Source organism: Nitrososphaera sp. (genome assembly GCF_037447015.1).
GTDB lineage: Archaea > Thermoproteota > Nitrososphaeria > Nitrososphaerales > Nitrososphaeraceae > Nitrososphaera.
The window spans coordinates 1-26338 of record NZ_JBBIHK010000026.1; the positions used below are offsets into that span (position 1 = coordinate 1).

Genomic DNA, 26338 nt, shown 5'->3' on the forward strand with positions numbered 1-26338 from the left:
CTCCTCGTCGATGAACTTGGCGGTGTTGACGAGGTGGCGCGCCGAGTCTGCCGGTATTATGACGTCCTGCATCATCAGCTCCACAAGCTGGTCCGGCGACGTGAGATCGCGCCCAAGGTAGTCGCGTGTGTAGCCGAGCTCGCGCAGCTTTTCCACGCTGACGCCCACCCACGCCGGCGTGAAATGGGTCAGCGGCTCGTTGGTTGCGTCAAAGCGTATCGTGCCGTCCTTGAACGCGTACAGGCCGTGTTTTTGCCGCAGTATGCCCTTTTCCAGGGGCTCTGCAGCCCTGTCCCTGCTCATCAGCGACTTGACGCCCTTGAGCGGCTCCTGCGCCTTGGTGCCCACCTTTTTCTGGGCGGCTTCAAGCGCCGCTTTCAGGGGGTAGTTGATGGAGCGCCAGGTCCGGCCGTCCTTGTTGCAGCGCTTGCACTTTTCGCCGTCGTCCACCTCGTCGTTGCACACGGGGCAGAGGTTGCGCACCATCGTCGACGCGCCGCAGCTGCGGCAGCGCGTTCCAAGCGACGGCAGGCGGCATGCCTCGCAGTAGCGGTTGGCTATCTCTGTAAAAATAGAGCCGTCCGGGGTTGCGGCGCACGCCTTGATGATGTCCCGCGTCGCGCCCCCCTTTGTGCCTATCGGGAACAGCACGTGGACGGGGGGTTTCATCTTGCGCTCGGCCGCCTTTTCCGGCCTGCCGACCCTGACTGCTATCGACGACGCAAATTTCGGCATGACGGTTATCCCGTTTGATGATTTGGCGACGAATTCAAGGGCGTCTTTTTCTTCTCCTGTAGCCGGGCCGGAGAGCAGCAGGCGCGAAAGCGACTCGGCCTGGTCGGGGTCGTCTATTGCTATTGTTTTTTCATCATTGTTGCTGCTGGCAGAAACAGAGTGCGACACGCCCAGCTTTTCCAAAACGGCCTTGAGCGCATCGTCGGCCGCCGGCAATTTCCCTGCGGCCATCCTCTCCTTCAGGTGCGCCAGCTCGGCGACGGTGACGGCGTCGAAATAGAACGAATATTTCGGGTATAATGGAATGCCTGCTGCTGCCAGCCTGCTTATCTCAAACGCTTCGTCAACTGTCGGCGCCGTCGTGAACGGGTTCTCGGCCAGCTCGACCAGCCTGTCGCGCTTGGCCCCCTCTATCTTGCTGCTGTCGTTAGAAGAAGAAACAAGGAACTTTTTTAGCTGGAGCGCCCACACCTCTTCGACATAGCTTGCAGGCGGCAGCTGGGCGTTGTTTTCTAAAAAGTCTCCATAGCTTATCAGCATGTCGCCAAGGTAGAGGATCTTTTGCACTTTTTTGCGGACCTTCTCTGCCTGCTCGACCGTGCGCACAGCAAGCACCTGGCCGTCCTCCATCCTTACAATCGGCGGCTCGACGGTGTCTACAAGCGCTATCGTGGACGCCTTGCCGGGCATGTCCATCTTGATCTGCGTGCCTGCCACGATGGCATAGTTGAGCAGCGCAGGCACGGCAGGATGTATCCCCACGGTGGCAAAGCCGGTGTTGCACGACCTGCCGTAGCGCAGGCGGAAGCCGCCCACCTTTTTCACCATCGACAAAACTGGCCTGCCGGTGATGACTTCGGACATCCTGTGGTGGGCCGCGTCGTCGTCGCCCGTCTGTATCGCGCCCTTTAACTCTTTGAGCCACTGCCAGCCGTCCAGCTTCAGGGTCTCTACCAGCTTTAACAACTTCCTGGACCTGCCGATGAGCCCGTCGTTCATCACCCTGAGCGCGCCGCCCCTCACCCTGTCGGTGGCTATGCGCCTCATGCCTTTATGACCGACGACGTCAACGGGGTCGGTGTCGACGCCGTCCAGCTCGACCGGCAGGCTCGATATGCACTTGACAACGTCCTCGTCGAGCACCTTGAACTGGAACCCCATAACCTCGCGCTCGTAGATGCGCAGCTCTTCCACAAAGCGGCCGGTCTCGTCGTCAAACGAGTTGGCCTTGTACGTAGAAAGGCCGGCAACCTTCCTTGCGTGGTCGGCAATTAGCATGGTGAGCGCGGCCTCTGTGCCGCCGGCCGAGCGGATGGGCCCGGCAAACGACACCGACAGGTATTCAGAGCCGTCGGCGTTGTGCTTTATCGTCACGTCGGAGATGCCCTGCAGCGGGGCCACGGTCACGCCCTCTGTCACCACGGCAAGCGACACGCGAACGGCGTTGTCAAGCCGCGTCCGCAGGTCGCCGGTGCCGTACTCCCCCTTGGCGATTTCCTCTGCTATCTTTAACGCGGCCTTTTCTTTCGTCGTCGAGCCCAGCAGGGCGCGAAGACGGTCGGCGACGTCGATGTTGTGCATTTTTGCAACTCTGTCGGAAAGATCGAACGCTATCTTGGGCTCGACCATCACGGACACGTCGATGCCCTTGCGGCGCGCCTTTAGCGCGTGCTCGTAATACTTTTGCACGCTTGCCAGTATGTCGTGCTGGTACCGGCGGTAATAGGCCGGCATGCTGATGTCTGCAAGGCGCGCGTCGCCCTCCTCTATAATACTAGTAGTAGTGGTCGCCATTTTAGCGCATCAGGCCCGGCGCATAGAGCGTATCATCGCAGATAACTTTTGCTGCCACTCCCCGTCCTTCTCTATCATGGTGCCGACGACGACGATGTCGGCGCCTGCCCTTGCGACTGCGCCGGCGGTTTCGGGCGTCTTGATCCCGCCTCCTACAATCAGCGTCCCCTGGTAGTATTTCCTTACCGCCGCCACCATCTCTGGCGGGACGTTCTGTGAGGCGCCCGAGCCGGCCTCGAGGTAGACGTACCTCATGCCCATGTACTGCGCTGCCAGCGAATACATGACGGCCAGGTTGGGCTTGTGGAACGGGATGGCCCGGGCCCGGCCGACAAACCACGCCGCCGTGCCCTCCCCCACTATCACGTACGCGGTTGGCAGCGGCTCTATCCCGTGCTTTTTTACGGCGGGGGCGCCAAGCGCCTGCGCGCCGGTGATGAAATAGGGGTCTTCAGAGTTGAGCAAAGAGCTGAACAGTATCGCGTCTGCCCGGGGTGACACGCCCGTGACATTGCCGGGGAACAATATCACGGGTATCCTGACTGAATCTTTAATCTCTGCGACCACCTTGGCAAGCTCCATCTGGTCCGTGGCCGACGAGCCCCCTACCAAGATGCCGGAGGCGCCCACCTCCTCCACTTTTCTTGCGATGGACGCGGCGTCCGTCGAATTCTCTGAATCGATCAGCGGCAGGCAGATCGTGCCGTGCTTTTTGATCTCGCCGTTGAGGTATTGCTCCACCTTTCCAGCCGCTAGCACTTCCCCCTTTGGGAGGACGGGCTGCCATTTTAAAGTTTGACCCGGCAGGAAAATTTAATAGGAAACCCGCTATACAGATTTGTATAGCTGGCATGGCCGAGCCTGATTCTAATTCCAACATGCTTTTGCAGGCATTAATTGCAAAATCTTTGTTTACGCCCAAGCAGATGTCAATAATTTCGAAAAGGCTGCAGGGTGGCGGCAGGGCGCAAAACATGACTTCTGGCTCGTATTACAGGCAGGTAAAGCAGTCCCGGGAGAAGGCGATTGCTGTATTGTACAGCGCAATGCTTCTGCAATCGTCGGGGGCGCTTGAACCGGAGGCTCTGGGCGCTATCGGGCGCCTGGCAGACCAGCTGGGCGTGATATTTGCCTCTCCGGAAGGCCGTGATGTGCTCGACAACGCACGCATGGAAGACGTGATATCCGTGATGGACCAGCTGGTAAAAAGAGTGTGCAAGTTGTAAACAAAGATTGTTCCGTAGCATTAAATCACGGATCTGTCATGGACAAGCCGTGACATGTCATGGATCTAGCGTTGTTTGGCATCACTGTTGACCTTGGGTACGTGATACTTGGCGTGCTCGCCTATGCCGTGGGCCTGGCAAGCGTGATGGGCTATAACAAGTTACGCGTTGCCACCACCGAAAAGAAAGGCAGCAGTAGCAGGTACAGCGCCGACGAGGCCGTCGTCGAGGCGGTTGTGATGGAGTACACGAGGCGCCTCAAGGACTATGACCGGGTAATGGCAGAGATGCGCGCCAAGATTGACATTACAGAGGCGAGGATCGGGGCGTTTTCGCAGCCTCACACGGCGTATGTGACGGCGCAGCCGCAGCAGGTCCAGGCTCACGCGCCGGCCGTGAGTGAGCCCGTGCCGGTCACGCAGCAGCATCATAGCTACCATCAGCCGGCTGCAGCAGTAGTTACGGCAGGCGCCGAAGGGATGGAAAAATTCGAGGGCCAGAACGGCACCGTCGACTATATTCTAAAGTTGCTGGCAGAAAGGCCCCGCGCCTCAAGGGAGGTCCAGCACGCGATAGGCAGGACGAGGGAGCACACGGCGCGCCTCATGAAAAAGCTGCACGATTCCGGGCTGGTGACCCGGGAGGTAGGCTCCAAGCCGTTCCGCTATGCGATCACAGAAGCCGGTCGGCAGCGGCTGGGCGAGAAGGCTGCTGTTGTTGTTTCTCACCATCAGCAGCAAGAAGGCGGGATCCGGCGGGCTGCTGCCTAGCAGCGGTAGTGGCTTTATAGACCCACTCCTTGCCCTGCCTGGTTCTCACGAGGCGGCCACGCTCGGCGTACCTTGAGAGGTAGGTGGAGATGATGGAAAGCTTGATGGGCTCGTTGTACGTGTCCTCGTACAGCTCCAGGATGTCAGACGAGGTAAAGCTTCCAAACGGGAACTTGTCTGCCACGAGGGCCCATATCCTGTCGCCGGCGCCTGTAGGTTTGTTGCTGTCATTCTCGTTGTCGCCTGCTGCCGCCCCAAGCCTGGCAGTCGGGAGGGAGGCGCCATTCCCATTTCCCCCTTCCTCGATGTTGAGCAGGTCCATGAACTCGACTATCTTCAATATCTTTTCCTTGGAGATGTTGCCCTCCAGCGAGAGGTTGTACTTGCTGCCCTCCGCGTCCTCTAACTCTATCCTGAATTTTCTTTTGCCCAACTAGACGGCTTCCCGAGGTAGAGGGGCTGACGGCACCTTAACACTTAACACAGCTTGTGCCACTATTGATAACAACCAGCTTAGCTAATGTTGGCTTTGCATGAGAGGGAGAGCTTTTTCGTTAACAAAGTGGTCAGGTTAACCAATTTTGCAGTAGGTCAGGGGCCGTTTCCTGTTCCAGTGGAAACGGAGGGGTTACGTTCACCCCTGTTAACAGCGTTAACGGCCACCTTAACGCTCCAGTGGAAATAGGGGGGTCGTTTTCTGGCCCTTTCCCAGATACACGATCGCAGCTGTTGACAGACTGTTACTACGTCGATTGCTGCTGGTAGGGGCGCACCCCTTTCTTTCCTGTGCAACCCTCTTCTCATAGCTCCTTTTCTTCCAGCTCGTACAAGTATATCTGTAAAATAGCTAAACTTGATTTGCCGGTTTAAAAACGACCTGTTAACATACCTGTTAAGACAACCTTAACAAACCTGTGTACCTACCTGTTCTGGAAAGGAAAGGGAGGGGTGCGGGCGCGTGATAGCTGACAACAACATTGATGACATTTTCGACAGGGCGGCAAAAGGCAGGGCGCTTGTCAGGAACCGCCAGTCGCTCACCATCGACTATGTGCCTGACAGGTTGCCGTTCCGGGACGCCGAGTCAACAGCTCTAGCGCAGACGCTCTCGACCGTGTTCAAAGGGGCGCGCCCTTCAAACGTGCTGCTGTTTGGCAAGCCAGGAACCGGCAAGACAGCCGTGGTAAAGACGGTGGCAGGCAGGCTGCAGAAAAAGGCCGCCGACGCTGGCATCGAAGTGACGGTGCCGATAATAAACGCCAAGCTGTCCAACAGCGCCTACAAGATCCTGTTTGAAATAGCCGAGCTGACCGGCCTGAACAGGGAGGACAAAAAAGTCCATTTCACCGGGTTGTCTATGGGCGAGGCCACCGACAGGATACTGCAATACATGCAAAAGAAAAAGATGCACGTCATACTGGTGATAGATGAAATAGACTCTCTGGTGGACAGGAACGGCGACGACGTGCTCTACTCCTTTACAAGGGCAAACGAAAGGATGATGGCCAAGGGCGGCTTTATCTCCCTGATAGGCATCTCTAACAGCCTCACCTTCAAGGACAAACTGGATCCCCGCGTGAGGAGCAGCCTCAGCGAGGAGGAGACCGTGTTCAACCCGTACACGGTAGAGCAGCTGAGGCAGATACTGTCAGAGCGCGCAAAAATAGCGTTCAGCGAGGGCGCCATAGCCGACGCCGCCATCAACCTGTGCGCGGCGATGGCCGGCAGGGAGCACGGCGACGCGCGCAAGGCCATCGACCTGCTGCGCGTGGCGGCCGAGCTTGCCGAGCGGGAGCGGGCGCAAAAGGTGGAGGAAAGGCACGTGCGGGCCGCGCAGGACAAGATTGAAAAGGACACGAGCCATGAAGTGATACGCAACGCCACCACCCACACGAAATTCGTGATTCTGGCAATAACAAAGTCAAAGAACGGCAACACGGGCGAGGTGTACGAAGTTTACTCGGCGCTCTGCCGCAGGGCCGACCAAGAGCCTCTCACCCAGCGGCGCGTGACGCAAATAGTGGCCGAGCTGGATCAGCTCGGGATAGTGTCTACCGACGTGGTGAGCCAGGGGCGCTACGGCAGGTCGCAGAAAATAAGGGTGACCGTGCCTTTGCAGACGGTAAAAGACGCATTAAGGGGCGACTCCTCTTTTGCAGAGCTGCTGGCCGACTGACTATGATGACGGTGATGGTGAGCCGCCGCTGCCGTTATTATAATAATTGTTGAAATCCTGCTTGAACGGCTGCAGCGTAGCCAGGTTGACGACGATTGCGATCCCGGGAGAAGGCGTTATGCCCATCGTCTGCTGGAATTTCGTCTGCGCCTGCCACGCGCCCGAGTTGACAACGAGCGTCCCCCTGTACGAGTCGACGTCTGTCACGTGGACGTGCCCCGAGTGAAAGATGTCTGGCACCTCGGTCATCACCATCATGTCTTCAGTCTCTGGCGCAATCGGGGTGCGCCCGCCGTAAGTGGGCGACAGGTGGCGCGCCTTTAACAAAACCTTCATGGCCTCGGCCGGCTTTTGGTAGCTGAGGCCCGGCGTCGTCGCTATCACGTCGTCGAGGCTCTGGCCGTGGAACATCAACACCTTGACGCCGTTCAGCGAAACATACGCGGGGTTGCCAAGCATCGTGCAGTTTTCAAGCGTGTAAATGCCTCCAGAAGAGCCGCCGTCAGGGAACGCCGGCTGCGGGAGCGCCCTCCTGCCCGGGTCGTGGTTGCCCGGGATGATGTAGGTCTTGATGTGCTTTGGAATCCTGGAGAGCAGGCGCGCCGTGTGGGCCATCTGGGCGCCGGCGTTCATCATCACGAGCTCCTTGTCCTGGTTCGGGAAGATCCCTACCCCGTCTATCAAATCGCCGCCTATACACAGGAACTTGATTTTGCGAACTACCTCGTCGTCCCTGCCCGAGCCGAGCCACTCTAAAAACCTCGTAAACTCGGCCTCCATGAAATACTTGCTCCCAACATGCAGGTCCGATATCAACACCGCATAGGATTCGGACTTGCTCCTGCTTGGCAGGTGGTCGGGGATGTCTGGCGAAAAGACGCTCCTGACCGACAGCCCCGGCACCCCTCTGGCGTTTTCAAGCTCGAGCATCACCACCTGGTCGAGCGCAAGCGCCGCCGCCTGCCTCTTGGCGTCGTCTGACACCGCCATCACCGACATCCTGCCCGTGTAATCGTCAAGCTCCAGCTCGATGCCGTTCTTCTTTGTGCGCCGGGACATCAGCAGGCCGGCGACTACAAAGCTGGAACCGGCGCCGCCGTTCAGGCTGCGCTCGTTGTTATGGCCTGCCGCAGTAACCCTCTGTTGCGGGTGATGGCCGCCGCCGTTCTTGCCCGCAAGTTTCACGGTGGAAATCTTGGATATGCGCTTGCTGTCCGGCCGCTGGGCCAGGATGCGCATCGTCTTTTCAAACCGGCTCTTGAAGAGCGCGGCATAGCCGTCGACGCCCTCGCCAGAGTTGACCCTGGGCGTCGGGTCGACCAGCACTTCGGCCTTTTGCTCTGCCTCCTGCTGCTGTTGTTGCGCCTCCAGTGCCGCGCCAGGGTTCAAAAAGCCCTTGATGTCCTCCACGACTATCATCCGAGACTTTTTCGTCTTGATGATGTCCTGCACGGCCTTGAGCACGTCGGTCTCCAGCCCCTTGAGCATGGCAAACGCGTCGGGGTGTATCTGGTAGCCCTTGCTGGCCGCATACGAGAGCGCGCTGGCAACCTCACTTTGCAGTGCCAAGAAACAGACTGCCTTTCTGTCCGGCCCGGCCTTTAATTAGATTTCTATACGAAAATCTATAGCAGTATGTCGCCAGCAGCAGGCAGCCAGCAATGATATTAGGCAGGCCACCTAATGAAAACACATACACAAGTGAGAACCAGCTACATCCTGCTGATCGCAGGTGGCGCGCTGATAGCGGCCGGCCTTGCAGTCTCGACGTTTTCCGTCTCCACCATAGTGCGGCAGTTCCCAAAAGACGCGTTCGAGCCAGAGCACATCACACTGGGGCCGGGCCAGGCGTTTGTCCATGAAGCGGCAAATGTCCCGGCCGGCCGGCAGTACATCGTGTCGATCTCGGCAGAGCCGGCAGACGTGCCCCTCGTCGCCCAAGTCAGGGACGGCGACGGCACCATTATCCAGTCCTACAACGTGACATCGCTTCCCTTTTCTGCCACGTTTGCCGCACCCAGGCCCGGCAGCCTTTCGCTCGAAGTGAGGAATGTGTCCAGCGACAGGCAGGCAAGCGTCGCAGCCGGGCTTTTGGGCCTGCCGTTTGAAGAGCGCGAGCTGGTCAACTTTGGCATCGCCATCCTTGCCGGGGCGGCGCTGGTCATTGCAGGCATAGGCACCGCCATAGCCGGCGGGGTCAAGCTGGCCCGGGAGAGGCGCTCCGGCTCGCCTCCGCCGCCACCCACCGCCGCTTAACCTTTATGCGCCCCCGCCGCTTATCCAGACACGGCAACGAAAAAGTTCTGCGGCAGGTGCAAAAAGGAGCTCCCCCCTGACTCGAGATACCTGCTGTGCGAGCAGTGCCACAGAAAGGTCGCGCTTGCAGAAGACGACAGGGAGTTTTACGAGAACTCGCGCGTCCACTGGCGCTAACTAACTGGCTAGCTCCACCACTGCTTTTTCCAGACTCTTGCCCACCAGAACGTCAGCAGGCCAAACGCAAACAGCGTTATCCCGGTGGACAGGTGCGTGGCGACCACGACCGGGTTCAGGCTGGACACCACCGTAAGGTAGCCCAGGACTATCTGCACGGTGACGATGCCGGCGGCAACCAGCGATGCGATCCTGGCGCCCCTGCCGGCGCCCTTGGACGACGCCATGACGGCCGCGGCGGTGGCATAGACGGCGCCTGCAGCAATCACCGCAAGCACCCTGTGGACGTACTCGATAAGGTACCTGTCTTCAGGCGCGCCGGACAGGCCGTTTGGGCAGAGCGGCCACTCGGGGCACGCGATGCCTGCATCGTTGATGGGCCCGTTGCTGAGGTACACGCCCACCATCATGACCATGTAAACGAGGCCGATCGAGGCAAAGGCCAGGGCGACTACCGGCTTTTTGATGCCCTGCTCGGCCGCCCTCTCGTGGGGAGAAGAGGAAGAAGGAGAAGCCACGGTCGCAGGGAGGAAGGCGTTTTCCAATTATTAACGTTCGTCCGCGCACATACGCATGCGCATGCACGCGCAGAGCAGAGCACTTTCTATCTATTTGCGTCCACGGCGGAGATATAGATCATTTGACCAGCAGGCTTTTAGCGAAAAACTGCTAAAATATTGCTGGAAAGGGTACACACATATGAGCACCGCCATCCTGCTCGTAGACCAGAAAGAGAGCACCGCAGGCATCATCAGGACGTACCTGAAGGCAGACGGCTACAAAGTCAGCCACACGCCGGACCCGCAGGAGGCAGTCGATCTCGCATCGCGCTCCCGGTACGGCCTGGTCGTCACCGACCTTGTGATGCGCGAAATGACTGGCATCGACCTCTACCGTGAAATAAGGCTGCGCGACTCGCAGACCCGGTTCCTATTCATGCTGGCGCCGTCCGTCCTGTCGTCGGCGGCAGAGGCGCTGATGCTGATGGGGAGCCTCGAGAGGGACGACGTGATAAAAAAGGAGCCGCTGTCCATGAACGAGGTGATATGCAAGGTGCGCGCTGCGTGCCCCTCTCCATCTCCTTTCGATCCCTCTTCCTCGTCTGTCGCCGCTGGCGGCGCTACGAATAGTCGTTAAAGATGCTGTTGATGTACGACACCAGCTCGTCGCGCAGCTGTATCACCTTGACCCGCTTTTCGCCGTCAAGGTCCATCATCAGAAGCGCATCCAGCCCTTCTACCAGGTATTTTATGTTTGGGAGCGTCAGGAGAACCTTTTCCTCGGTTTTGGACATTGATACTACGTTACTTACAGAGAACATGTTATTAATAATCTCGCCGCCCGGAGCTGGAAAGCCATTATAGAAATGCACGCGCATATACACACATGCGTCCATCACATATGCAGCGATCGAAAAGACGAGAGTTTACACGTCTGACGGCAAGGACGCCGGCAGCGTGGTCCGGGTAGGCAGGAGGCACTTTACCTCGGTCAAAAAGTGCCTGACGATAGACAGGGAATAAGGATCCCGACGACGCCATAGCCCCGGTCATCAGTTTGGCCCTGAGCGAGGCGCAGCTGGAGCATGGCTACGAGTTTGTGCACAAGGGGGCACCGGCTCGCAGACAGTGTCACCGCCACCCTCGTCGCCCTCCTCCTCCACGTTTGAAAAGTAGGTGATCGCTACACGCCCGTCCGGGGAGCCGAGGAAAAGGACGCGACGGCGCCTGAGCCCAGCAGCAAACCCGTGGTGCCGGAGTAATACATCTGCGACATGTGTGTGCGTGCGTGCATGGCAAGGTTTGGCGCCCCCGACCAGCTGCAGGAGCACAGGGGGCAGGCACACACAGCCCCGGCAGGCGTCTAACCTGTAGCGGCGCCACCCCCGCCAGCAGCGGCGGCCGCAGCATATTGGTTTAATACTTGCTAGGCGCACCGTGTTCGGCCATGGACGGGGGCGATCCCAACTACCAGAGGCAGACCATCATCAACCTCTATAACTCGGGCATCGAGCCAGAGATAATAGCGGTGCAGCTGGACCTCGGCGAGGAGCAGGTCCGGCAGGTGATAGCAGGCGTCGCGGCCGAGGAGGAGAGCAAGCGGGCCAAGGCGCAGCAGGTGGCCGGCGCGCCGTCGCTCTCGTCGTTTTACCTTGACAAGGTGGTGGACACCGACACGGCAGTCGCGCAGGCGCAAGAGCACGTCTGGAAGGCGCTGAAGTTCGACACGGACCTGAACCTCTCCAGCGAGGAGACGCAGGCCATCTTGGAAAAATTCGTCAAATCCAAAGTGTCGTTTGTAATCCTGCACATCGACCTAGTGGGGTCGACCAAGCTGTCTATGACCCTTCCGCCGGACAGGCTGGCCAACATAGTCCAGGCGTTCACGCAAGAGATGTCCATAATCATAAGCGCGTACGGCGGCTATGTGCTCAAATACGTGGGCGACGCCATCATGGCTTTCTTCATAGCCGACTGGAACAACCTGGCCGTGCCGTGCGCCAACGCGGTGGCCTGCGCTCAGACCATGATCAAGGTGATGCGGCAGGGGATAAACCCCATCCTGAACCAGTACGACTATCCCGAGCTGAACGTGAGGGTCGGCATAGACTTTGGCGACAACGTGGTCGTGCAGTACGGGTGGGACGCAACCACGCTCGACGACGGCAGGGTGGTGCGCAGGCCACACCTGGACATCTTGGGCTACACGATAAGCGTCACGGCCAAGATGACCGCCCTTGCCGGCCCGGACCAGATAGTGATAGGCCAGTTCGTGTACGAGGCGCTGCGGGAGGACCAGCAGGCGCACTTTAAGCCGTTGAGCGTCAGCCCCGAGGTGTGGGGCTACATGAGCGACTATACGGGCAAGATATACCAGCTGTATGGCAGCATTTAATTGCAAAGTACCCTCAACCCTTTAATAATTTCCCACTCAACTGCCCGCATGAACGCCACGTGTTCCCCCGGTCTGGATACAGGAAGCCCCTCTCTGGTTTTCGCATGCAAGTTAGATCGCTATAGGGCCAATTTCGTCATCTGCCAGTCCTGCTACTGGTGTGCTTCGCACTTTGCCGGCGATATCCACCGCTGCCCGAGCTGCAAGGCCGACAGCATCGACGCCCTGCCCATCTTTGCAAGAGAGTCGTACCGGGTCGGTTTCTGGAAGAACGGGAACGTCGAGATATCGTTTGGCAAGGACGGGGAGACGACAACGACGGCAGCAGCAACGACGACCGGGGTCCAGTGACCAAACCAAATAGACAAGATATATATCACAAAATAGAGCAAAAAAAGTAGTGCGCGCGATAGAGTACGAGGATTCTTTTGTCAAGATTGCAGGCCTCATAGGGGGAGAAGAGTACGTCAAGGTCGCCCGGGCGCTCCTCAACACCGAGGACGTGACCGACGAGGAGATAGCCAGCGCGACGGGATTAAAGATAAACATCGTGCGCAAGGTGCTCTACGACATGTTTGGCAAGGCCCTCATCTCGGGCATAAGGGTCAAGGACGAGAAGAAGGGCTGGTTCGTCTACCGCTGGCGGGCCAAGCAGGACCACGTCGACAATTTCATCGAGAACCAGAAGAAAAAGATCCTCGACAGGCTCCACAAGCGCCTGGAGCACGAGGGGTCGACCGAGTTTTACCACTGCGGCAACCACCAGTGCCAGAGGGTCAAGTTCGACGCTGCGGTAGAGCTGTTCTTCAAATGTCCGGAATGCCAGGCGCCGCTCAACATGGTGGACAACGCCCGGGTCAAAGAGGCGCTCAGGATGAAGATAGACCAGATTACCACTGACATCGTCAACTCTAAAAACAGCAAGCTGGCGGCTGCAGCAGCGGCAGCAGACGAGGAGGAAGAAGAAGGAGAAGAGATGGAAGCAAAGGCGAAAAAGCCGTCCGGCGCGGCGGCAGCAGCAAAAAAGAAGGCGGCCGCAGCCCGCAAAAAGCCGGCTCCATCAGCAGCGGCCAAAAAAAGCTCTTCATCGTCGGCGGCTTCCAAGAAGAAGAAAAAGTAAAATAATTTTCTCACGACGATGACGACAAAAGAAGCGACCTTGCGGTCTGAAAGATGGCAGACCACATCTCCCACGTGAGCCTGCCCGTGTTGGTGTTCTGCCTGCTCGGGTGGTAGGAGGCAAGCAGCATCCTTCCATTTCCCTGCCGCTCGTCGTACAGGGCGCCGTGCGCAAATTCAAGCCCCTTCAGGCCGGCCACTTTGCAGTAGGCGCCAAACGCTATCCTGCCCAGCGCAAGCACCACCCTGACGTTTTTCAATATGGCAAGCTCGGCTTCCAGGTACGGCGCGCACGCCGCTATTTCAGACGGCAGGGGCTTGTTGTCAGGCGGCGCGCACCTCACCGCGGCGGTGATGTAGGCGCCGTGCAGGACGAGGCCGTCGTCCTTTGACACGCTTGAAGGCTTGCTCGCAAACCCTGACCCGTGCATGGCCCCTGCCAGCCAGTCGCCGGAGCAGTCGCCGGTGAACATCCTGCCGGTCCTGTTGCCGCCGTGCGCCGCCGGCGCTAGGCCGACTATGAGCAATCCTGCGTTTGGGTCGCCCCAGCTCGGAAGGGGCCTGGCCCAGTATTTGTCGTTTGCAAAGCGCCTCGGCCTCTTTTTCCCCGCACTGCTGACCTCTTTGATGTAGGCAGCAAGCCGCGGGCACCTGGCACACTCTATCACCTTGCCGTTGAGCCGGTCAAGGTTGCCATTATTGCCACTATGGTGGTGATGGTGATGATGATTTGCCATGCCTGTATTGTGCTGTGCTACGTCTTTTGCGCAAGCCCAAAAATAATCTTTTTATCACCCGTGAGGGCGACGGTTCCCGTTTGTCAGAAGAAGAGGGGCGCCTTTCTACGACGACGGCAACGGCAACAACAACGAAAGACGAGCTGACGTGGATTGCAGGCTCTGTCGTGCTGAGCGACAGCCCGCCGCAGCAGCTGAAGATGTGGCGCAAAAAGTTTGGCATCAAGCAGGCAGACCTTGCCAAAAAGATGGCCATAACCCCGTCCGTGCTCTCCGACTATGAAAAGGGCCGCAGGCCGTCTCCCGGCGCCAATTTCATCAAGCGTTACCTCCAGGCGCTGTACGAGCTGGCCCAGCAGGAGAAAGACGGCGGCGGCAGCAACAGCGGTAGCAGTAGCAGCAATAGCGATGCCAAGGCGATGGCGGCGGTAGCAGTAGACGGGCGGGCGACTGCTTCTGCTGAGGCGGTGGCGCAGACCATAGCGCCGGACGCTGTGCATATAAACCCGCAGTAGCACACCTTTTCCCAGAAACAAACATGCCCCTCATCCTCGTTTCAATGTACCCAGGCAGGACGCAGCAGCAAAAGGACGAGTTTGCCAAGGCAATCACGGACGCGGCAGTCAGCATCCTAAAGACAAAGGCAGAGCACGTCATCGTCGTGTACGACGAAAACCCAAAGGAGAACTGGTTCCAGGCCGGCAAACAGCTGTAGTAATTTTCTTTGTTTTAGTTTTGTTGCACGGTGACAAGACGCAGAGAGAGGCGGAACTGGGGTAGTTCTGTGCCAAAGTAAACCCTGAGAGACTCTTACAGCCGTACTGTGAACGTTTGAGAGTATTTCTGGGCGATTGAGGTCGCTGGTGACAAACGACCTAAGTAAGTTCAAACTCTCCTGCCCTTGCAGGATCCTATGAAATCGCAACGCTGGATGTTGCACCCGGGTCCAGTTTTCCCAGCTGAAATTGCAGATATTAATGCCTCCCTGATCTCTGATCTCCATGATTACAACAAACGGCTGTTGCTGTAGCTCCGGGCTGTTGTTTTTGATTGTTGCCGAGAGAAAAAAACGCTTGGCAGACGTTCCACAGGCATCGCATATCCTTTGCGGGTCGGTGAACACCCTGCCGTCTTTTGCTTCTAGCGACGTTACTTTGACTTTTTCAGAAAAGCCGTTATTATTATTGACAGCGGCGGCAGAAGAAGCTGATCCTGCGTTAACGGGAACGAAGAAGAGTACCACTGCCAGAATCGTCAGAATTGCAAGCAATGACCTTTGGCTGGAAACTACCAAATGATGATTGGTACTCTTTGCTACACACTCTCAGCAAGCAGCTAATAATTAATATCTCTGCCGCAGAGAACCGTTTCAGAGACAGGTGCAGGCAGGCAAGAAAAAGAGCATGGCATCACCATCCCGGATTGCAGCAGTAGCCGTGGTGCAGATGAAGTCGTCGCAGGACAAGCAGGAGAACCTGCGCGCGTCGATAGGATACATTTCAGAAGCTGCTGCAAAAAAGGCCGGCATCGTCTGCTTTCCCGAGTTCCAGATGGCCTTTTCGCCCGGCTCGCAGACGCCGCAGGATCTTTCAAGAATAGCTGAAACCATCCGGGGTGAGTTTACAGGCGCGCTCTGCCGCGAGGCCAAAAAGCACGGGATAGAGGTGATAGCCACCATCTATGAAAAAGGCGGCAGCAGGAAAAACAGCAGCCGCGTGTTTGACACCGCGCTCGTCATAGGCAAAAACGGCAGGATAACGTCCGTCTACAGAAAGCTGCACCTGTACGACGCGCTCGGCTTTAGAGAGTCGAAAAAGCTGCTGGCCGGCGACAGGATAGTCAGGCCAGCAAAAACTTCTGCAGCCGGCCCCGTGGGCGTCATGATATGCTACGACGTCAGGTTCCCCGAGCTGTCGCGGCTTCTGACCGTCAAGGGCGCAAACGTTCTTGCCGTCCCCTCCGGCTGGGTGCAGGGGCCGATGAAGGAGGAGCACTGGCAGGTCATGCTGAAGGCAAGGGCGATAGAGAACGGCTCGTACGTGGTCGCTCCCGACCAGGTGGGCAACATCTTTGCCGGGAGGAGCATGGTGGTGGACCCGTTCGGCGCGGTGCTGCTCGACATGGGACAGCGCGAGGGCATGGAAGTCGTCGAGCTCGACTTGGGCAGGGTAGCCAAGGTGCGCGAGTCGCTCCCGCTCCTGAAGAACCGCCGGACCGACCTGTATGCCCTGAAAGGTTAGCTAAGAAAGAAGAAAGGAGAGAGCTGCCAGGGGAGCGTCTCCGGAAACCCGCCCGGCCTGGCCCCGGGCACATACGATTTGTCGAGGTGGTTTTAATGACTTGCGGGCCGGCGCCCCATAGCTGCCTGACCTGGCAGTATGCAGCAGAGGCGTGTGCAGGAAAGAAAGAAAGGAAGAAAGGGAGGGAGGGGCAAGCAAGCAGGCCAGGAAACGAAAATTCCTTGCAAATTACGCAACCCTATTAAAATTTGGATGCCTAAATTTTGCGTGGAAGAGGTCGAGGAGGAGGTGGCGGCAGCAGCTGCAAAAAGCCCGCACGGCAACAAGAAGAAGGACGGCGGGGAAAAGGGCAGAAAAGAGGAGGAGGAAGAAAAAGAGGGCTGGGAGGAAAAGACGGCCGGCGGCACCGTGCCTTCGTGGTTTGCCGATGTCTCCGGCGATCATCAAAAGCTGCAGTTTGCCCCCCTCGGCGGCAACGTTTCTGTAGACGTCGCAATCGTGGGCGGCGGCATCTCCGGCCTGACCACCGGCTACCTGCTTGCGCTTGCGGGCAAAAAAGTGGCAGTCCTTGACGACGGCGACATTGCAAGCGGCGAGACCGGCAGGACCACCGCGCACGCCACCTGCGCGCTGGACGACCGCTATTACAACATCGAAAGGATGCACGGCGCAGAGGGCGCCCGGCTTGCGGCAGAGAGCCACTCTGCGGCCATCGACCTGATAGAGTCGATAGTAAGGAAGGAAAACATCGCCGACTGCGACTTTGCACGCGTGGACGGCTACCTTTTCCTGGACCCGTCAGACAGCCCGCAGTCGCTCAAGGACGAGCTTGCAGCCACGCGCAGGGCGGGGCTGCAGACCGAGCTTTTGGAGGATAGCGGCGGAGGAGGAGAAGGAGAAGAAGGAGATGATGATAACAGCAGCAACGGCGACGACTACAGCAGCCGCTTGCTTCCCCTAAAGGTGTTCAACGGGGGCCGCCAGCAACGGCAACAGCAATGCCTCCGCTTTCCAAACCAGGCGCGGCTCCACCCGCTCAAATACATGGCCGGCCTCGCGCAGGCAATAGTCAGGCACGGCGGCCGCGTGTATACGGGGACGCACGTGACAAATGTCACGGGGACGGGAGTCACCGCCGCCGCTGTTGTTGTTGCTGCTGCCGATAAAAGCCGCCGGCAAAACTACAGGGTCTCTGCCAGGAAAATAGTCGTCGCCACCAACGCGCCGATAATCGACACGATAAGCAAGATGTACGAAAGGCAGGACGCATACCGCACGTACGTCATAGCGGCGAGAGTCGACAAGGGAGCCGTCCCAGACGCGCTGTACTGGGACACCGGCGACCACCGCCGGAACAGCATCATGCCGCCGTACCATTACGCCAGGCTGCAAAAGCTTGCCGGGAGCAAAGACTATGACCTGCTGGTGGTGGGGGGCGAGGACCACGAGACCGGCAGGCCGGTTGACGCCGAGAAATGCTATTCCGACCTTGAAGAGTGGGCTAGGCAACACTTTCCAATAAAGGAGGTGGAGTACCGCTGGTCGGGCCAGGTGCTCGAGCCGCTTGACTCGCTTGCGTTCATCGGCAGGAACCCAAACGACAAGAGGAGGAACGTCTTTATCGCGACTGGCGACTCGGGGAACGGGATAACGCACGGCACTATTGCAGGGATGATACTGACCGACCTGATAACGGGCAAAAGCAACAGGTGGGCCAAGCTGTACGACCCTGCGCGCAGGCAGAAGAGAAGGTCCCGCGCCGGGCCGCACAAACAGGAGGATGAGGGAGAGCAAGAAAAAGGCGATGGCGAGCCGGAGCGCCCCGAAGTCGGGCCCGGCGAGCTTGAGCCGGGGCAGGGGACGGTCGTGGAGGAGGAAGACGGGCCCGTCGCCTATTACAGAGACTCGCAGGGCAGGCTGCACTCGTACTCGGCGGTGTGCACGCACCTGGGCTGCACGGTGGAGTGGAACGGGTCTGAAAAGTCGTTTGACTGCCCGTGCCACGGCTCGCGCTTTTCATACGCCGGCAAGGTGGTAAACGGGCCTGCAAACTGCAATTTGGAGCCGGCGGCAGCGACTGACAAAGGTTAAGAGGAAGATCATAGAAGATTCCTCTATCCATGCCTTTTGGCTTTGGCAAGAAGGAAGAGGTGCCTTTCAAGACCGACATCACCGACAAGGACGAGCTGGACGAGATAAGAAAGATTGCAGACAGGCTGGATCCAGATGAAAAGGTCTTGCTGGTTGCAAAGCAGGCCAGGGCCAGGCCGGGCGGCTCGATCACGACTCCCAACACGATATTTGCAACAGAGAAAAGGCTCCTGATCAAAGACCCAAGCGCACTTGGCCTCCGCCAGAGCATCGAGGATATAGGCTACGACAAAATTACGAGCGCCAGGCTGGAAAAAGGAGTCTTTTCATCAAAGATCGTCCTCCGCGCTCCGGGGTTTAGCACGATGGCCCAGAAAAAGCTCAACCTGATAGCCTTTGCCAGCGGAAGCGACGAGGGAGAGATCGAGGCCATTCCCAAAGACAAGGCAGAGAAGCTGATAGAAATCATAAGGGCCGGCATGGAGCGCGTGAAAAAGGCCGCTGCCGCCGGCGCATCTGCGGCGCAACAACGACAACAACAACAGCCGCCAATATCGATGGCAGACGAGCTGGCAAAACTGGCCAAACTGAAAGAGCAGGGCGTGCTGTCAGACGCCGAGTTCCAGCACATGAAGCAGGAGCTCTTGAAGAGGCTCTAGCTATACTGCTATTCAGCAGGTCATCGCAAGGAAGTGGTCGTTGTGCCCCGTCTTCCATTCCATCTTGCATTCATGCTTGTCGATGGGGCACGAGAACCGCTCCTGGCAGTATTCGCACATGTGAGAGTGGTCGCTCGCAAAGCTCATGGTGTCGCCTCCTTGATCAGCCAGCTTTTGCTTATCAAGGGTATGCAAGCCTTTTAGCTAGATGGATTCTATATCATGGACTTCTGTCTCATAAAATTCTCAAATTCCGGATAAAACGACCGGGCAATTCAGCTGCCAGCTTTCTTTTTGTGCGGACACTGCACGTTGACGCACATGTTCCACTTTTTGCCCCTGCCAAAGGCCACCCACACTATGGGCCAGCCGCAGCTGCACACCTTGCCGTAGCTTCTCACCGTGCCTTTCTGCGGGAGCGGCGCGCTTGCCCTGCATCCCCCTCCTCCGCCTCCTGCCGCGCCAGCAGAAGTAGAAGTAGAAGGAGAATAGTTGCTGCAGCCGACAAACCGCTTTTTCGTGGTCTTGGAGCGTATCATGCGCAGGCTGCCCGTCTTGCACAGAGGGCAGCGGCCTATTACGGTTGCCTGCTGCTGCGCAGCTGCCGCTATATCGCCGTTACCCCCTTCTCCTCCCCCCATTTCTTGCCTTATCTGCCGGCCGATCTCGGTTCTGTTTTTCCTGAACGCGGCAAGCGACTCGACGAGCTTTTCTGCCGCATACTCTACCACCGCGGCCGGGTCCTGCTCTCCTTCCTCCACCTTTTCCAACTGCTCCTCCATCGACCTTGTCAGCGCGGTGGACACGATGGCCGGCACGCGCTCCTTCATCGACTCGACTACTGCAAGCCCAAGGTCGGTTGCCCTCACCATCGTCCCGCCCTTTTCCTGCGCAAGGTACTCGCGCTTGAAGAGCGTGGCTATGATGTCTGCCCGCGTTGCCTTGGTGCCTATCTGCTCCTGCTCCATCTTGGCAAGGAGGCTCGCCTGGCTGTAGCGCCAAGGCGGCTGCGTGAACTTGTCTTCCATTTTCACCTGCCTGTTTGCAAGCACCTGGCCCTGCGCAAGCGGCGACGGCAGCCGGCCCGGCTGCTCGGCGACTACATTGACATAAGGTCTGTAAAGCGCCATCCAGCCGTCGTACAGGGTCGCCCTGCCCTCTGCCAGGAAGCGGTAACTATTATCACCGTTTTCAATCACGATCTCTGCCCGCACTCGCTCCGTCAGCGCGGGGTCGCCAAACGTGGCAAGGAACCTCCTTGCGATCAGGTCGTATATTTTAAAGTCGAGCCCGGACAGGCTGCTGCTTCTGCGCGCCGCAGCAAGGCCGGTGGGGTATATTGCGGGGTGCGCCGGGTCGCTCATGGCGCCCTCGTGCGGGGCCAGTCTGCCGTTGCTTCTTTTTGCAAGCAGCAGCATCGAAACCTCCCGGCCATAGCTGGCAGAGGCAAGGCCGTCCAGGATCTTGCGGTAGTTTATGGACGGCGGCAGCTTTTGGCTTGCAGTCCTTGGATACGAGATGAGCGCCCGCAGGTACAGCTTTTCGGCGACGGCAAGCGTGTAGCCCGGCGAGACCTTGAACAGCCTGTACGCCTCGCGCTGCAGGTCGCCAATGTTAAAGGGCGTAGGCGGCTTTAATGCGACCTTGTCTTTGTCGATCCTGCTCACGGTGCCGTCCCTGCCCGTGCAGGCGTCCAGAACAGCCTGCGCCTCTGCCTGCACCTCTATCTTGGGCTTTTCATAGCCTGCGTGCACCATAGCCCGGCTGCCGCCCTCGCCCTGCACTTCAAAATCGGCAGCTATCGTCCAGTAGGGGTCAGGCACGTGCAGCCGTATCTCCTGCTCCCTGTCTGCCGCAAATGCAAGCGTCGGCCCCTGCACCCTGCCGATTGACAGGTTGCGGTAGCCGCCGCCTCCCCCCCATCCTCCGTTGCCGCCTTTTTTGTTATTATTATTGTTGTTGTTGAACGACTGCGCAAGCGCCCTTGACAGGTTTACGCCGTATATGAAATCGAGCAGGTGGCGCGCCCTGCCGGCCTGCGCAAGCCCCTCGCTGGGCTTTTGCAGGTTCGCAAACGACTCCCTTATCTCGTCGTCTGTAAGCGTCGAGAACTTGGCCCGCAGCGCCCCGGAATACCTGTTGCCGCAGGCGTACTGCAGGATGCTGTAGCCTATCACCTCGCCCTCCTGGTCATAGTCGCAAGCGTGGACAAAGCCGCCGCCTGCCTCCTTGGAGAGCTTTGATATGACGCCGATTATCTTTGCCGCCCTGCGGTTTTTTTCCGCCACCGGCGCCCATTCCAAGTCAAAGACGGGATAGACGCTCCTGTTTTTCGTCGGGTCAGAGACGCCGTACAGGTGGCCCGACGCCGAGCAGACCTTGTAATGTATGCTTTTTTCTCCCACCCCCACCACCACTGATTGCACGTCAAACACCGACACGCCGGCGGCCGGCCTGCTCTCCGTCGCCCTGCCCAGCGCGTGCGCTATGCGCCTGGCCGCATCCGGTTTTTCGCAGACCACCAGCGTGTAATTCAACGCAAATAATACCCGCACAATCACGTTATAATACGTATCAGAGCTTATTCTTACGGAGCGAGAGTGTCTAAGATATAAATACAGCAAAACTGGTAGTTCTGTTTATCATATGACCAACAAGGTTTGCGTTCTTGGCGCCGGCAGCACGAAATACGGCAAGTTGAACGAGAGCATCATCGAGATAGCGCTCTCCGCCGCCAAAGATGCCATCGAGTCGGCCGGCATTACTCCCAAGGAGCTCCAGGCAGGCTACATTTCAAACGTGTTTGGCGTTGCAGACAAGCAGGTGCACATGGCCCCCGTAATCATGAGCAACCTGGGCATCTCGCACGTCCCCGGGCTCACAATCGAGTCGGCCTGCGGCTCGGGCTCGGTCATGTTCAGGGAGGCGTTTGCAAACGTGGCGGCCGGCTTTTACGACTGCGTGCTTGCGCTCGGCGTCGAAAAGGTGACCCACACGGGCACCGCGCACAGCACCACGCTCTTTTCATACTGCTCTGACTTTTTCTACGAGGGCGGAAACGGCGCCTCTTTTCCAGGCCTGTTTGCGTCGATGGCCCGCGCCTACATGACGACGCACAAGGCGACTGAAGAGGACCTGGCGCACGTGGCAGTCAAGAACCACGAAAACGGCCTGCTCAACCCCAAGGCCCACGTCCGCAAAAAGATAACGGTCGACGAGGTGCTAAAGTCGCCGGTGGTGGCTTCGCCGCTGAAACTCTTGGACTGCTGCCCGTTCTCTGACGGCGCGTCCGCCGTCATCCTGTGTTCTGAAGACTTTGCCAAGAAATCAGGCAGGCCGTACGTGGAGATAATCGGCTCTGGCCGCGGCGCGTCGCCGGCGGCCGTGCAGGGAAGGGAGGACATCACCACCATCCCCAGCACCGTGGCAGCAGCAAGGCAGGCGTACAAGATGGCCGGCATCACCGCCAAGGACATCGACTTTGCAGAGGTGCACGACTGCTTTACGATTGCCGAAGTAATCGACATCGAAGACCTGGGCTTTTTCCCAAAGGGCAAGGCGGCCCACGCAGTCAGGGACGGCGCCACGAGGCTCAACGGCGAGATACCGATCAACCCGTCCGGCGGGCTGAAATCAAAGGGCCACCCAATCGGCGCAACGGGCGTCGGCCAGGTGGTCGAGGTGTTTGACCAGTTCACGGGCAGGGCGGGCGAGCGCACTGTAAAGAACGCCGAAATTGCGCTGACGCACAACTTTGGCGCGACCGGCGCAAGCGCAGCGGTGCACATATTCAAAAAGGTAGACAGGAAGTAAGAGAGAGATGTCCTCAATGCACGGGGTCAGGGAAAAATTCGTCGAGGCCGCAAACAGGAAAAAGATACTTGCTCACAAGTGCACGAAATGCGGCCATCTCATGCTCGAGACGGTGATGTTCTGCGAAAAGTGCTCCGGGTCCAAGTTTGAAGACATCGAGCTTGAAGGCGCCGGCACCGTCGTGACGTACACGATTCAGGCCGTGGCGCCGGAGGGGTTTGAGGACGCCGGCTCGTACGCCTGGGTGGTGTTCAAGATAAACGGCACGAACAACCTGCGCGCGTCCGGATTTTTGCCCGGCGTGGCGGCGCCCAAGGACCTGCCGGTCGGGGCCAGGGTTGCAGTCAAGGGCTTTGACCAGAAGCACGGCCTGATGCTGGAAAAGGCGTAGCGTAACGTAGCGTGTAGCATGGCTTTTGGGGCCGCGAGGCCGTGCGTCATCTGGCAGTTCTATCTAGTTGATTGTGGCAGGCAGGCAGCCTGCCTGCTCCTTTCCATCCCCCGCGCCCAAAAGCCTGATCCTGACAGGCAGAGGCCGGCTATGAGCCTTTGACGCGCGATGGCAAAAAGGGGCGCCGCCGTACTCGGGCGGCCACCACCCCTCGACAGGCGGAAACACCGGCCTGATAAAGAGCACGGACGGCGGGCGCAGACGTGGCAGGTGTTCCAGCGGTTCTCGACCCGCTAGCAGGGGGGAGGGAGAGGGGGAGAGAGAATTAGGGTTCAATAAATTGACCGAAACGGGTTATATCCAGTATTATGTCCAATGGATCACCAATTATTGCTGTCTCTTCCGGAAAGAGAGTCGTTCTTGTATCAAAAACGCGTGGCAGTGCAAACCTTTCATTAAATAATCCCTCATCCTCCAAAATCTGCGGAAATGCCGATTACTGTACAAGTATGCAAGAGAATCCTAAAGATGGACGGTTCCATCCGGTTCGCAGGGGTGGCGAACGGTTTTGGCCGCATAGTCGCCAGCGAGTACCGCAAGGGCGTCACCCCGCTGCTGACCCTCCAGGAATCCGAGATGTCCGTCGTCGCGTCTGTCATCAGGCAGGAGATGAGAAAGGTCCACGAAGCAAAACTCGGCAAAACACTCTACGCGGTGGCCGCCTATGAAAAAGTAAAGAGGGCGACGATACCCATGACCAAAGGCTCCGTCCTCATGGTCTCCTTTGACATCCTGGCCGACCACGAGTCGATAATACTGCACAAGCTGCTGCCGTTTCTAAAGGCGCACCAGCTGTTGGAGGCAGACATCACTCCGTACCGGCCGCTGATGGTGAGCGAAAAAGTGCCGCAGGGTAGCGCGCAGGCAGACAGAGGCAGCAGCAAAAGCCGCCGGCCCTGACAACAACAGCCCTGCAGCAGAGCAGTGCGCGCACGCCGCTTGCGTGTACTTTTTGCACCCGGCCCTCTTTCCTTCGGATTTGCAATGCAATGTACACGCACTGCTAAATAGGTCAGCGCAATAACCCTGCTCAACGGATCCAAAAGCAATGCTTGGCCCTGTTCTGCGATCATCCGTGCCAAGTAGGTTAGCCATCCGGCGGGACAGGGCCACGCATATCATCACCACCACCATCACCCGTCGTCGGTTATCGTGCTCCGGCGGTCTCTGTCGGCCACGCGTAATGCCTGAATATGGCGCCCGTCAGGACGGGCTGAATTGCAACCGGGCGTGTGCCTGCGCGCCGCGTCCTGCTCGCCGCCGCATGGTGATAAAACAAAAAGTGAGTGAGTGAACCCCATGAGCGCCTCCAGTTCTGAACACGGTGCGCCCGGAGCCGCCAATCCTGCGCCGGTATTCCTCAACTTTGCATTCTTTAAAGTGGACCCCAAGTGGCGCTGGCTAAACGAGATCGGCAAGGGCGAGGCGGCAAGAGAGCTTGCAAGCCTGGTCCAGGCTGCAGACACCAAGATGATGGCGATGAGGGTGAGGACGTATTCGACGCTTGGCCTCAGGGAAGACGCGGACCTGATGTTCTGGATGATCTCTGACAGCCTGGAAAAGACGCAGGCCTTTACGTCAAAGCTGTACAGCACGGTGTTTGGCAAGTACCTTGCGCCATCGTACGTTTACCTTGCAGCCAGCAGGCCGTCCATATATTCGGGCAAGCTGGCGCAGAGCTACCTCACCGACGCCCCGCCCCTAAAGTACGTCATCGTTTATCCGTTTGTCAAGACGAGGGAGTGGTATCTTTTGTCGTTTGAGGCGCGCAAAGAGATGATGGAAGAGCACGGCATGATCGGGCGCAGGTTCCCGCAGGTCAGGCTCAACACGTCGTATTCATTCGGCCTCGACGACCAGGATTTCATGCTCGCGTTCGAGACCGAGGACCTTTCTGCGTGGCAGGACCTCATAATGCAACTGAGAGAGAGCAAGGCCAGCAGGTACGTGGTCCGGGACACGCCGATGCTCCTCTGTGTCAAAAAGGACATAGAGGAAATAGTCAGGAGTATTGGCTAGCAGCAACAGCAACTTGGTCGAACCTGTCTGGCGAGATCGTCCTTGCGGGTGGACGAGCCGGCATGGGACGGCTGCAACTACCATCAGCCAACCAATCGGCTAACCATTGATTACATGCGCAAACCGCTTGCAAAGAACTACAGTGCAGCCCCAGTTCTTAATAACATGCCATCCGGCAAGCAAGCCGATCCATGTCCTCCGAAATAGTGAAAGATTACGACAATGTTGTGGCTTTGCTGGAACACAGGCATCGTAACGTAGACCCGTTCTTGCTTCTAAAGTCCTCCATGCTTGCCAGAAAGTATCCAGGAGAAACAGCGCAGAGGTTCTGGCTCAGCATACACTACAAGCGCGGGGCAAACGAAGAAGAGCTGTCCCGCAGGCTGCAGTCCATGGTGGACAAGACACCGTCAAACCACGGCAACGGGCATTACGAGCTGGTGCTGCAGGTCAACCTTGACACCGTGCTTGCAATAGCAAGCCAGCCTAACATCGAATGGGTAGGAGGAGAGGTCTATCCAAACGCCTAGCAGCTGCAGAGCCATCAAAATGTTGAAAGCCCATTCACGGTAAAATATCCCGCCAGCCGCCCCGCCCCCACTCCTCTTCTCTCCAGCGGCCAAAAGTAAAAAGAAGTATGTATGTATGATGCAGCTGGGCAACCCTCTGCTGAGATCCCCATGCACGCCCTGCCGCGACGACAACGACAAACAAATGCTTAACCTGTTTCTGTGAACCGTGTTACTCAGACGCCAGAAACCAAGTTGCACAGTTCAAGAAAGAAAGACGACTATTATTCCCCTATCTATCAAGGCTCAAGCTTTTGGCATCGGCGTTGCTCTCTTCCCCCGCCCCCCTAATTCGCAATCCTCTTCCGCGGATCCCCGGGAATCCGGAGAGTATCACAGCGCCGGCATATTCTATTGATAGCAATTTGCCTCTCGCTCCTCCATGAATATCATATGGAGAATCGGCGGGCATGTCCGGGATGAATACTTCACGGAAGCCCGTTGTTTTTGCAATGCACTGCATTCCTATTCTTTATTAGATCGGCCTTTGTGGCGCATCCAACCAATTCCTGAAACAGCAGGTCCTCTCCGCTCGCGAGCCCACCAATTGGCTCGCGAGCGAGGCTATCAAAACAATGCGAAATCTGTCTCCCTCCCTCCTTCCCCTTCCA

At 58.1% G+C, this 26338-nt stretch carries 30 protein-coding genes; 19 read left to right on the forward strand and 11 right to left on the reverse strand.

The features are described 5' to 3' along the window. On the reverse strand, positions 1 to 2529 hold a 2529-nt coding region (gene polC, locus WKI84_RS09315), incomplete at its 3' end, for a DNA polymerase II large subunit (protein WP_337863275.1). A 9-nt stretch (positions 2530 to 2538) separates the two neighbouring features. Next, on the reverse strand, positions 2539 to 3288 hold the full coding sequence (locus WKI84_RS09320) for a geranylgeranylglyceryl/heptaprenylglyceryl phosphate synthase (protein WP_337863276.1): 750 nt from the start codon (positions 3286 to 3288) through the stop codon (positions 2539 to 2541). Between the two features lie 167 nt (positions 3289 to 3455). Between WKI84_RS09320 and WKI84_RS09325 the strand changes: the two genes are divergently transcribed. Together WKI84_RS09325 and WKI84_RS09330 are read left to right on the forward strand one after the other, a co-directional pair. Further along, positions 3456 to 3755: a hypothetical protein gene (locus WKI84_RS09325; protein ID WP_337863277.1), complete on the forward strand. Its 300-nt coding sequence runs from the start codon at positions 3456 to 3458 to the stop codon at positions 3753 to 3755. Between the two features lie 59 nt (positions 3756 to 3814). Beyond that, entirely contained in the window at positions 3815 to 4525 is a 711-nt protein-coding gene (locus tag WKI84_RS09330; protein WP_337863278.1) for a helix-turn-helix domain-containing protein, read from the forward strand. On the opposite strand, the gene WKI84_RS09335 is transcribed toward WKI84_RS09330, so the two are convergent. Next, on the reverse strand, positions 4428 to 4958 hold the full coding sequence (locus WKI84_RS09335) for a hypothetical protein (RefSeq protein ID WP_337863279.1): 531 nt from the start codon (positions 4956 to 4958) through the stop codon (positions 4428 to 4430). The two genes, WKI84_RS09330 and WKI84_RS09335, sit on opposite strands and share 98 nt — an antisense overlap. A gap of 525 nt (positions 4959 to 5483) precedes the next feature. Between WKI84_RS09335 and WKI84_RS09340 the strand changes: the two genes are divergently transcribed. Then, on the forward strand, positions 5484 to 6701 hold the full coding sequence (locus WKI84_RS09340; protein WP_337863280.1) for an orc1/cdc6 family replication initiation protein: 1218 nt from the start codon (positions 5484 to 5486) through the stop codon (positions 6699 to 6701). Here WKI84_RS09340 and WKI84_RS09345 read toward each other — a convergent pair whose 3' ends face one another. After that, a complete protein-coding gene (locus WKI84_RS09345; RefSeq protein ID WP_337863281.1) occupies positions 6702 to 8270 on the reverse strand; it encodes a DNA-directed DNA polymerase II small subunit in 1569 nt (522 codons plus the stop codon). A 132-nt stretch (positions 8271 to 8402) separates the two neighbouring features. On the opposite strand from WKI84_RS09345, the gene WKI84_RS09350 reads away from it, so the two are divergent. Beyond that, a complete protein-coding gene (locus WKI84_RS09350) occupies positions 8403 to 8957 on the forward strand; it encodes a hypothetical protein (RefSeq protein WP_337863282.1) in 555 nt (184 codons plus the stop codon). 185 nt (positions 8958 to 9142) lie between these two features. Here the strand turns inward: WKI84_RS09350 and WKI84_RS09355 are convergent, their stop codons facing one another. Beyond that, positions 9143 to 9679, reverse strand: coding sequence for a COX15/CtaA family protein (locus WKI84_RS09355; RefSeq protein ID WP_337863283.1), 537 nt, complete (start codon positions 9677 to 9679; stop codon positions 9143 to 9145). A 154-nt stretch (positions 9680 to 9833) separates the two neighbouring features. Here WKI84_RS09355 and WKI84_RS09360 point away from each other — a divergent pair, with 154 nt between their 5' ends. After that, positions 9834 to 10271: a response regulator gene (locus tag WKI84_RS09360; protein WP_337863284.1), complete on the forward strand. Its 438-nt coding sequence runs from the start codon at positions 9834 to 9836 to the stop codon at positions 10269 to 10271. Here WKI84_RS09360 and WKI84_RS09365 read toward each other — a convergent pair. After that, on the reverse strand, positions 10255 to 10428 hold the full coding sequence (locus WKI84_RS09365) for a hypothetical protein (protein ID WP_337863285.1): 174 nt from the start codon (positions 10426 to 10428) through the stop codon (positions 10255 to 10257). The two genes, WKI84_RS09360 and WKI84_RS09365, sit on opposite strands and share 17 nt — an antisense overlap. 653 nt (positions 10429 to 11081) lie before the next feature. Between WKI84_RS09365 and WKI84_RS09370 the strand changes: the two genes are divergently transcribed. From WKI84_RS09370 to WKI84_RS09380, 3 genes are read left to right on the forward strand one after another with little or no spacing between them, the layout of a single operon-like run. Continuing rightward, a complete protein-coding gene (locus tag WKI84_RS09370; RefSeq protein ID WP_337863286.1) occupies positions 11082 to 12029 on the forward strand; it encodes an adenylate/guanylate cyclase domain-containing protein in 948 nt (315 codons plus the stop codon). A 48-nt stretch (positions 12030 to 12077) separates the two neighbouring features. Beyond that, entirely contained in the window at positions 12078 to 12380 is a 303-nt protein-coding gene (locus WKI84_RS09375; RefSeq protein WP_337863287.1) for a hypothetical protein, read from the forward strand. 49 nt (positions 12381 to 12429) lie between these two features. Further along, positions 12430 to 13149 (forward strand): transcription factor, encoded by a 720-nt coding sequence (locus tag WKI84_RS09380; protein ID WP_337863288.1) that lies wholly within the window; start codon positions 12430 to 12432, stop codon positions 13147 to 13149. Between the two features lie 10 nt (positions 13150 to 13159). On the opposite strand, the gene WKI84_RS09385 is transcribed toward WKI84_RS09380, so the two are convergent. Beyond that, on the reverse strand, positions 13160 to 13885 hold the full coding sequence (locus WKI84_RS09385; RefSeq protein ID WP_337863289.1) for a uracil-DNA glycosylase: 726 nt from the start codon (positions 13883 to 13885) through the stop codon (positions 13160 to 13162). An 80-nt stretch (positions 13886 to 13965) separates the two neighbouring features. On the opposite strand from WKI84_RS09385, the gene WKI84_RS09390 reads away from it, so the two are divergent. From WKI84_RS09390 to WKI84_RS09415, 6 genes are all read left to right on the forward strand, one after another. After that, complete coding sequence (locus WKI84_RS09390; RefSeq protein WP_337863290.1) at positions 13966 to 14400, forward strand: helix-turn-helix domain-containing protein; 435 nt, start codon at positions 13966 to 13968, stop codon at positions 14398 to 14400. 23 nt (positions 14401 to 14423) lie between these two features. After that, positions 14424 to 14600 (forward strand): tautomerase family protein, encoded by a 177-nt coding sequence (locus tag WKI84_RS09395; RefSeq protein WP_337863291.1) that lies wholly within the window; start codon positions 14424 to 14426, stop codon positions 14598 to 14600. A gap of 286 nt (positions 14601 to 14886) precedes the next feature. Next, positions 14887 to 15183: a hypothetical protein gene (locus tag WKI84_RS09400; protein WP_337863292.1), complete on the forward strand. Its 297-nt coding sequence runs from the start codon at positions 14887 to 14889 to the stop codon at positions 15181 to 15183. A gap of 81 nt (positions 15184 to 15264) precedes the next feature. Beyond that, the gene (locus tag WKI84_RS09405; RefSeq protein WP_337863293.1) at positions 15265 to 16125 is read left to right on the forward strand and encodes a carbon-nitrogen hydrolase family protein; all 861 of its coding nucleotides are present in this window, start codon (positions 15265 to 15267) and stop codon (positions 16123 to 16125) included. Positions 16126 to 16392: 267 nt separating this feature from the next. Beyond that, complete coding sequence (locus WKI84_RS09410; protein ID WP_337863294.1) at positions 16393 to 18216, forward strand: FAD-dependent oxidoreductase; 1824 nt, start codon at positions 16393 to 16395, stop codon at positions 18214 to 18216. A gap of 29 nt (positions 18217 to 18245) precedes the next feature. Next, complete coding sequence (locus WKI84_RS09415; RefSeq protein WP_337863295.1) at positions 18246 to 18875, forward strand: PH domain-containing protein; 630 nt, start codon at positions 18246 to 18248, stop codon at positions 18873 to 18875. Positions 18876 to 18887: 12 nt separating this feature from the next. Here WKI84_RS09415 and WKI84_RS09420 read toward each other — a convergent pair whose 3' ends face one another. Together WKI84_RS09420 and topA are read right to left on the reverse strand one after the other, a co-directional pair. Beyond that, positions 18888 to 19070: a hypothetical protein gene (locus WKI84_RS09420; protein ID WP_337863296.1), complete on the reverse strand. Its 183-nt coding sequence runs from the start codon at positions 19068 to 19070 to the stop codon at positions 18888 to 18890. 80 nt (positions 19071 to 19150) lie between these two features. Next, on the reverse strand, positions 19151 to 21412 hold the full coding sequence (gene topA / locus WKI84_RS09425) for a DNA topoisomerase I (RefSeq protein ID WP_337863297.1): 2262 nt from the start codon (positions 21410 to 21412) through the stop codon (positions 19151 to 19153). Between the two features lie 109 nt (positions 21413 to 21521). Here topA and WKI84_RS09430 point away from each other — a divergent pair, with 109 nt between their 5' ends. From WKI84_RS09430 to WKI84_RS09450, 5 genes are all read left to right on the forward strand, one after another. Beyond that, positions 21522 to 22688 carry a thiolase domain-containing protein gene (locus WKI84_RS09430; RefSeq protein ID WP_337863298.1) on the forward strand — a complete coding sequence of 389 codons (1167 nt, stop codon included), beginning with the start codon at positions 21522 to 21524 and terminating at the stop codon, positions 22686 to 22688. A gap of 7 nt (positions 22689 to 22695) precedes the next feature. Beyond that, positions 22696 to 23079: an OB-fold domain-containing protein gene (locus tag WKI84_RS09435; RefSeq protein ID WP_337863299.1), complete on the forward strand. Its 384-nt coding sequence runs from the start codon at positions 22696 to 22698 to the stop codon at positions 23077 to 23079. Positions 23080 to 23607: 528 nt separating this feature from the next. Continuing rightward, positions 23608 to 24039, forward strand: a complete 432-nt coding sequence (locus WKI84_RS09440) for a hypothetical protein (RefSeq protein ID WP_337863300.1) — start codon at positions 23608 to 23610, stop codon at positions 24037 to 24039. 399 nt (positions 24040 to 24438) lie between these two features. Next, positions 24439 to 25158 carry a chlorite dismutase family protein gene (locus tag WKI84_RS09445; RefSeq protein ID WP_337863301.1) on the forward strand — a complete coding sequence of 240 codons (720 nt, stop codon included), beginning with the start codon at positions 24439 to 24441 and terminating at the stop codon, positions 25156 to 25158. A gap of 269 nt (positions 25159 to 25427) precedes the next feature. Further along, positions 25428 to 25688: a hypothetical protein gene (locus tag WKI84_RS09450; RefSeq protein ID WP_337863302.1), complete on the forward strand. Its 261-nt coding sequence runs from the start codon at positions 25428 to 25430 to the stop codon at positions 25686 to 25688. A gap of 271 nt (positions 25689 to 25959) precedes the next feature. Here WKI84_RS09450 and WKI84_RS09455 read toward each other — a convergent pair whose 3' ends face one another. Then, the gene (locus tag WKI84_RS09455; RefSeq protein ID WP_337863303.1) at positions 25960 to 26139 is read right to left on the reverse strand and encodes a hypothetical protein; all 180 of its coding nucleotides are present in this window, start codon (positions 26137 to 26139) and stop codon (positions 25960 to 25962) included. A 16-nt stretch (positions 26140 to 26155) separates the two neighbouring features. Further along, positions 26156 to 26338, reverse strand: a 183-nt coding sequence (locus WKI84_RS09460) for a hypothetical protein (protein WP_337863304.1), incomplete at its 5' end; no start/stop codon positions are given.

Excerpts from the sequence above, each read along its gene's own strand:
- WKI84_RS09360 (WP_337863284.1), top strand. The coding sequence starts at position 9,834 with ATGAGCACCGCCATCCTGCTCGTAGACCAGAAAGAGAGCACCGCAGGC.
- WKI84_RS09385 (WP_337863289.1), bottom strand. The coding sequence starts at position 13,885 with ATGGCAAATCATCATCACCATCACCACCATAGTGGCAATAATGGCAAC.
- WKI84_RS09330 (WP_337863278.1), top strand. The coding sequence starts at position 3,815 with ATGGATCTAGCGTTGTTTGGCATCACTGTTGACCTTGGGTACGTGATA.
- WKI84_RS09370 (WP_337863286.1), top strand. The coding sequence starts at position 11,082 with ATGGACGGGGGCGATCCCAACTACCAGAGGCAGACCATCATCAACCTC.
- WKI84_RS09455 (WP_337863303.1), bottom strand. The coding sequence starts at position 26,139 with ATGCCCGCCGATTCTCCATATGATATTCATGGAGGAGCGAGAGGCAAA.
- WKI84_RS09415 (WP_337863295.1), top strand. The coding sequence starts at position 18,246 with ATGCCTTTTGGCTTTGGCAAGAAGGAAGAGGTGCCTTTCAAGACCGAC.
- WKI84_RS09430 (WP_337863298.1), top strand. The coding sequence starts at position 21,522 with ATGACCAACAAGGTTTGCGTTCTTGGCGCCGGCAGCACGAAATACGGC.
- WKI84_RS09375 (WP_337863287.1), top strand. The coding sequence starts at position 12,078 with ATGAACGCCACGTGTTCCCCCGGTCTGGATACAGGAAGCCCCTCTCTG.
- WKI84_RS09440 (WP_337863300.1), top strand. The coding sequence starts at position 23,608 with ATGGACGGTTCCATCCGGTTCGCAGGGGTGGCGAACGGTTTTGGCCGC.
- WKI84_RS09435 (WP_337863299.1), top strand. The coding sequence starts at position 22,696 with ATGTCCTCAATGCACGGGGTCAGGGAAAAATTCGTCGAGGCCGCAAAC.
- WKI84_RS09365 (WP_337863285.1), bottom strand. The coding sequence starts at position 10,428 with ATGTCCAAAACCGAGGAAAAGGTTCTCCTGACGCTCCCAAACATAAAA.
- WKI84_RS09395 (WP_337863291.1), top strand. The coding sequence starts at position 14,424 with ATGCCCCTCATCCTCGTTTCAATGTACCCAGGCAGGACGCAGCAGCAA.
- WKI84_RS09400 (WP_337863292.1), top strand. The coding sequence starts at position 14,887 with ATGATTACAACAAACGGCTGTTGCTGTAGCTCCGGGCTGTTGTTTTTG.
- WKI84_RS09445 (WP_337863301.1), top strand. The coding sequence starts at position 24,439 with ATGAGCGCCTCCAGTTCTGAACACGGTGCGCCCGGAGCCGCCAATCCT.
- WKI84_RS09325 (WP_337863277.1), top strand. The coding sequence starts at position 3,456 with ATGTCAATAATTTCGAAAAGGCTGCAGGGTGGCGGCAGGGCGCAAAAC.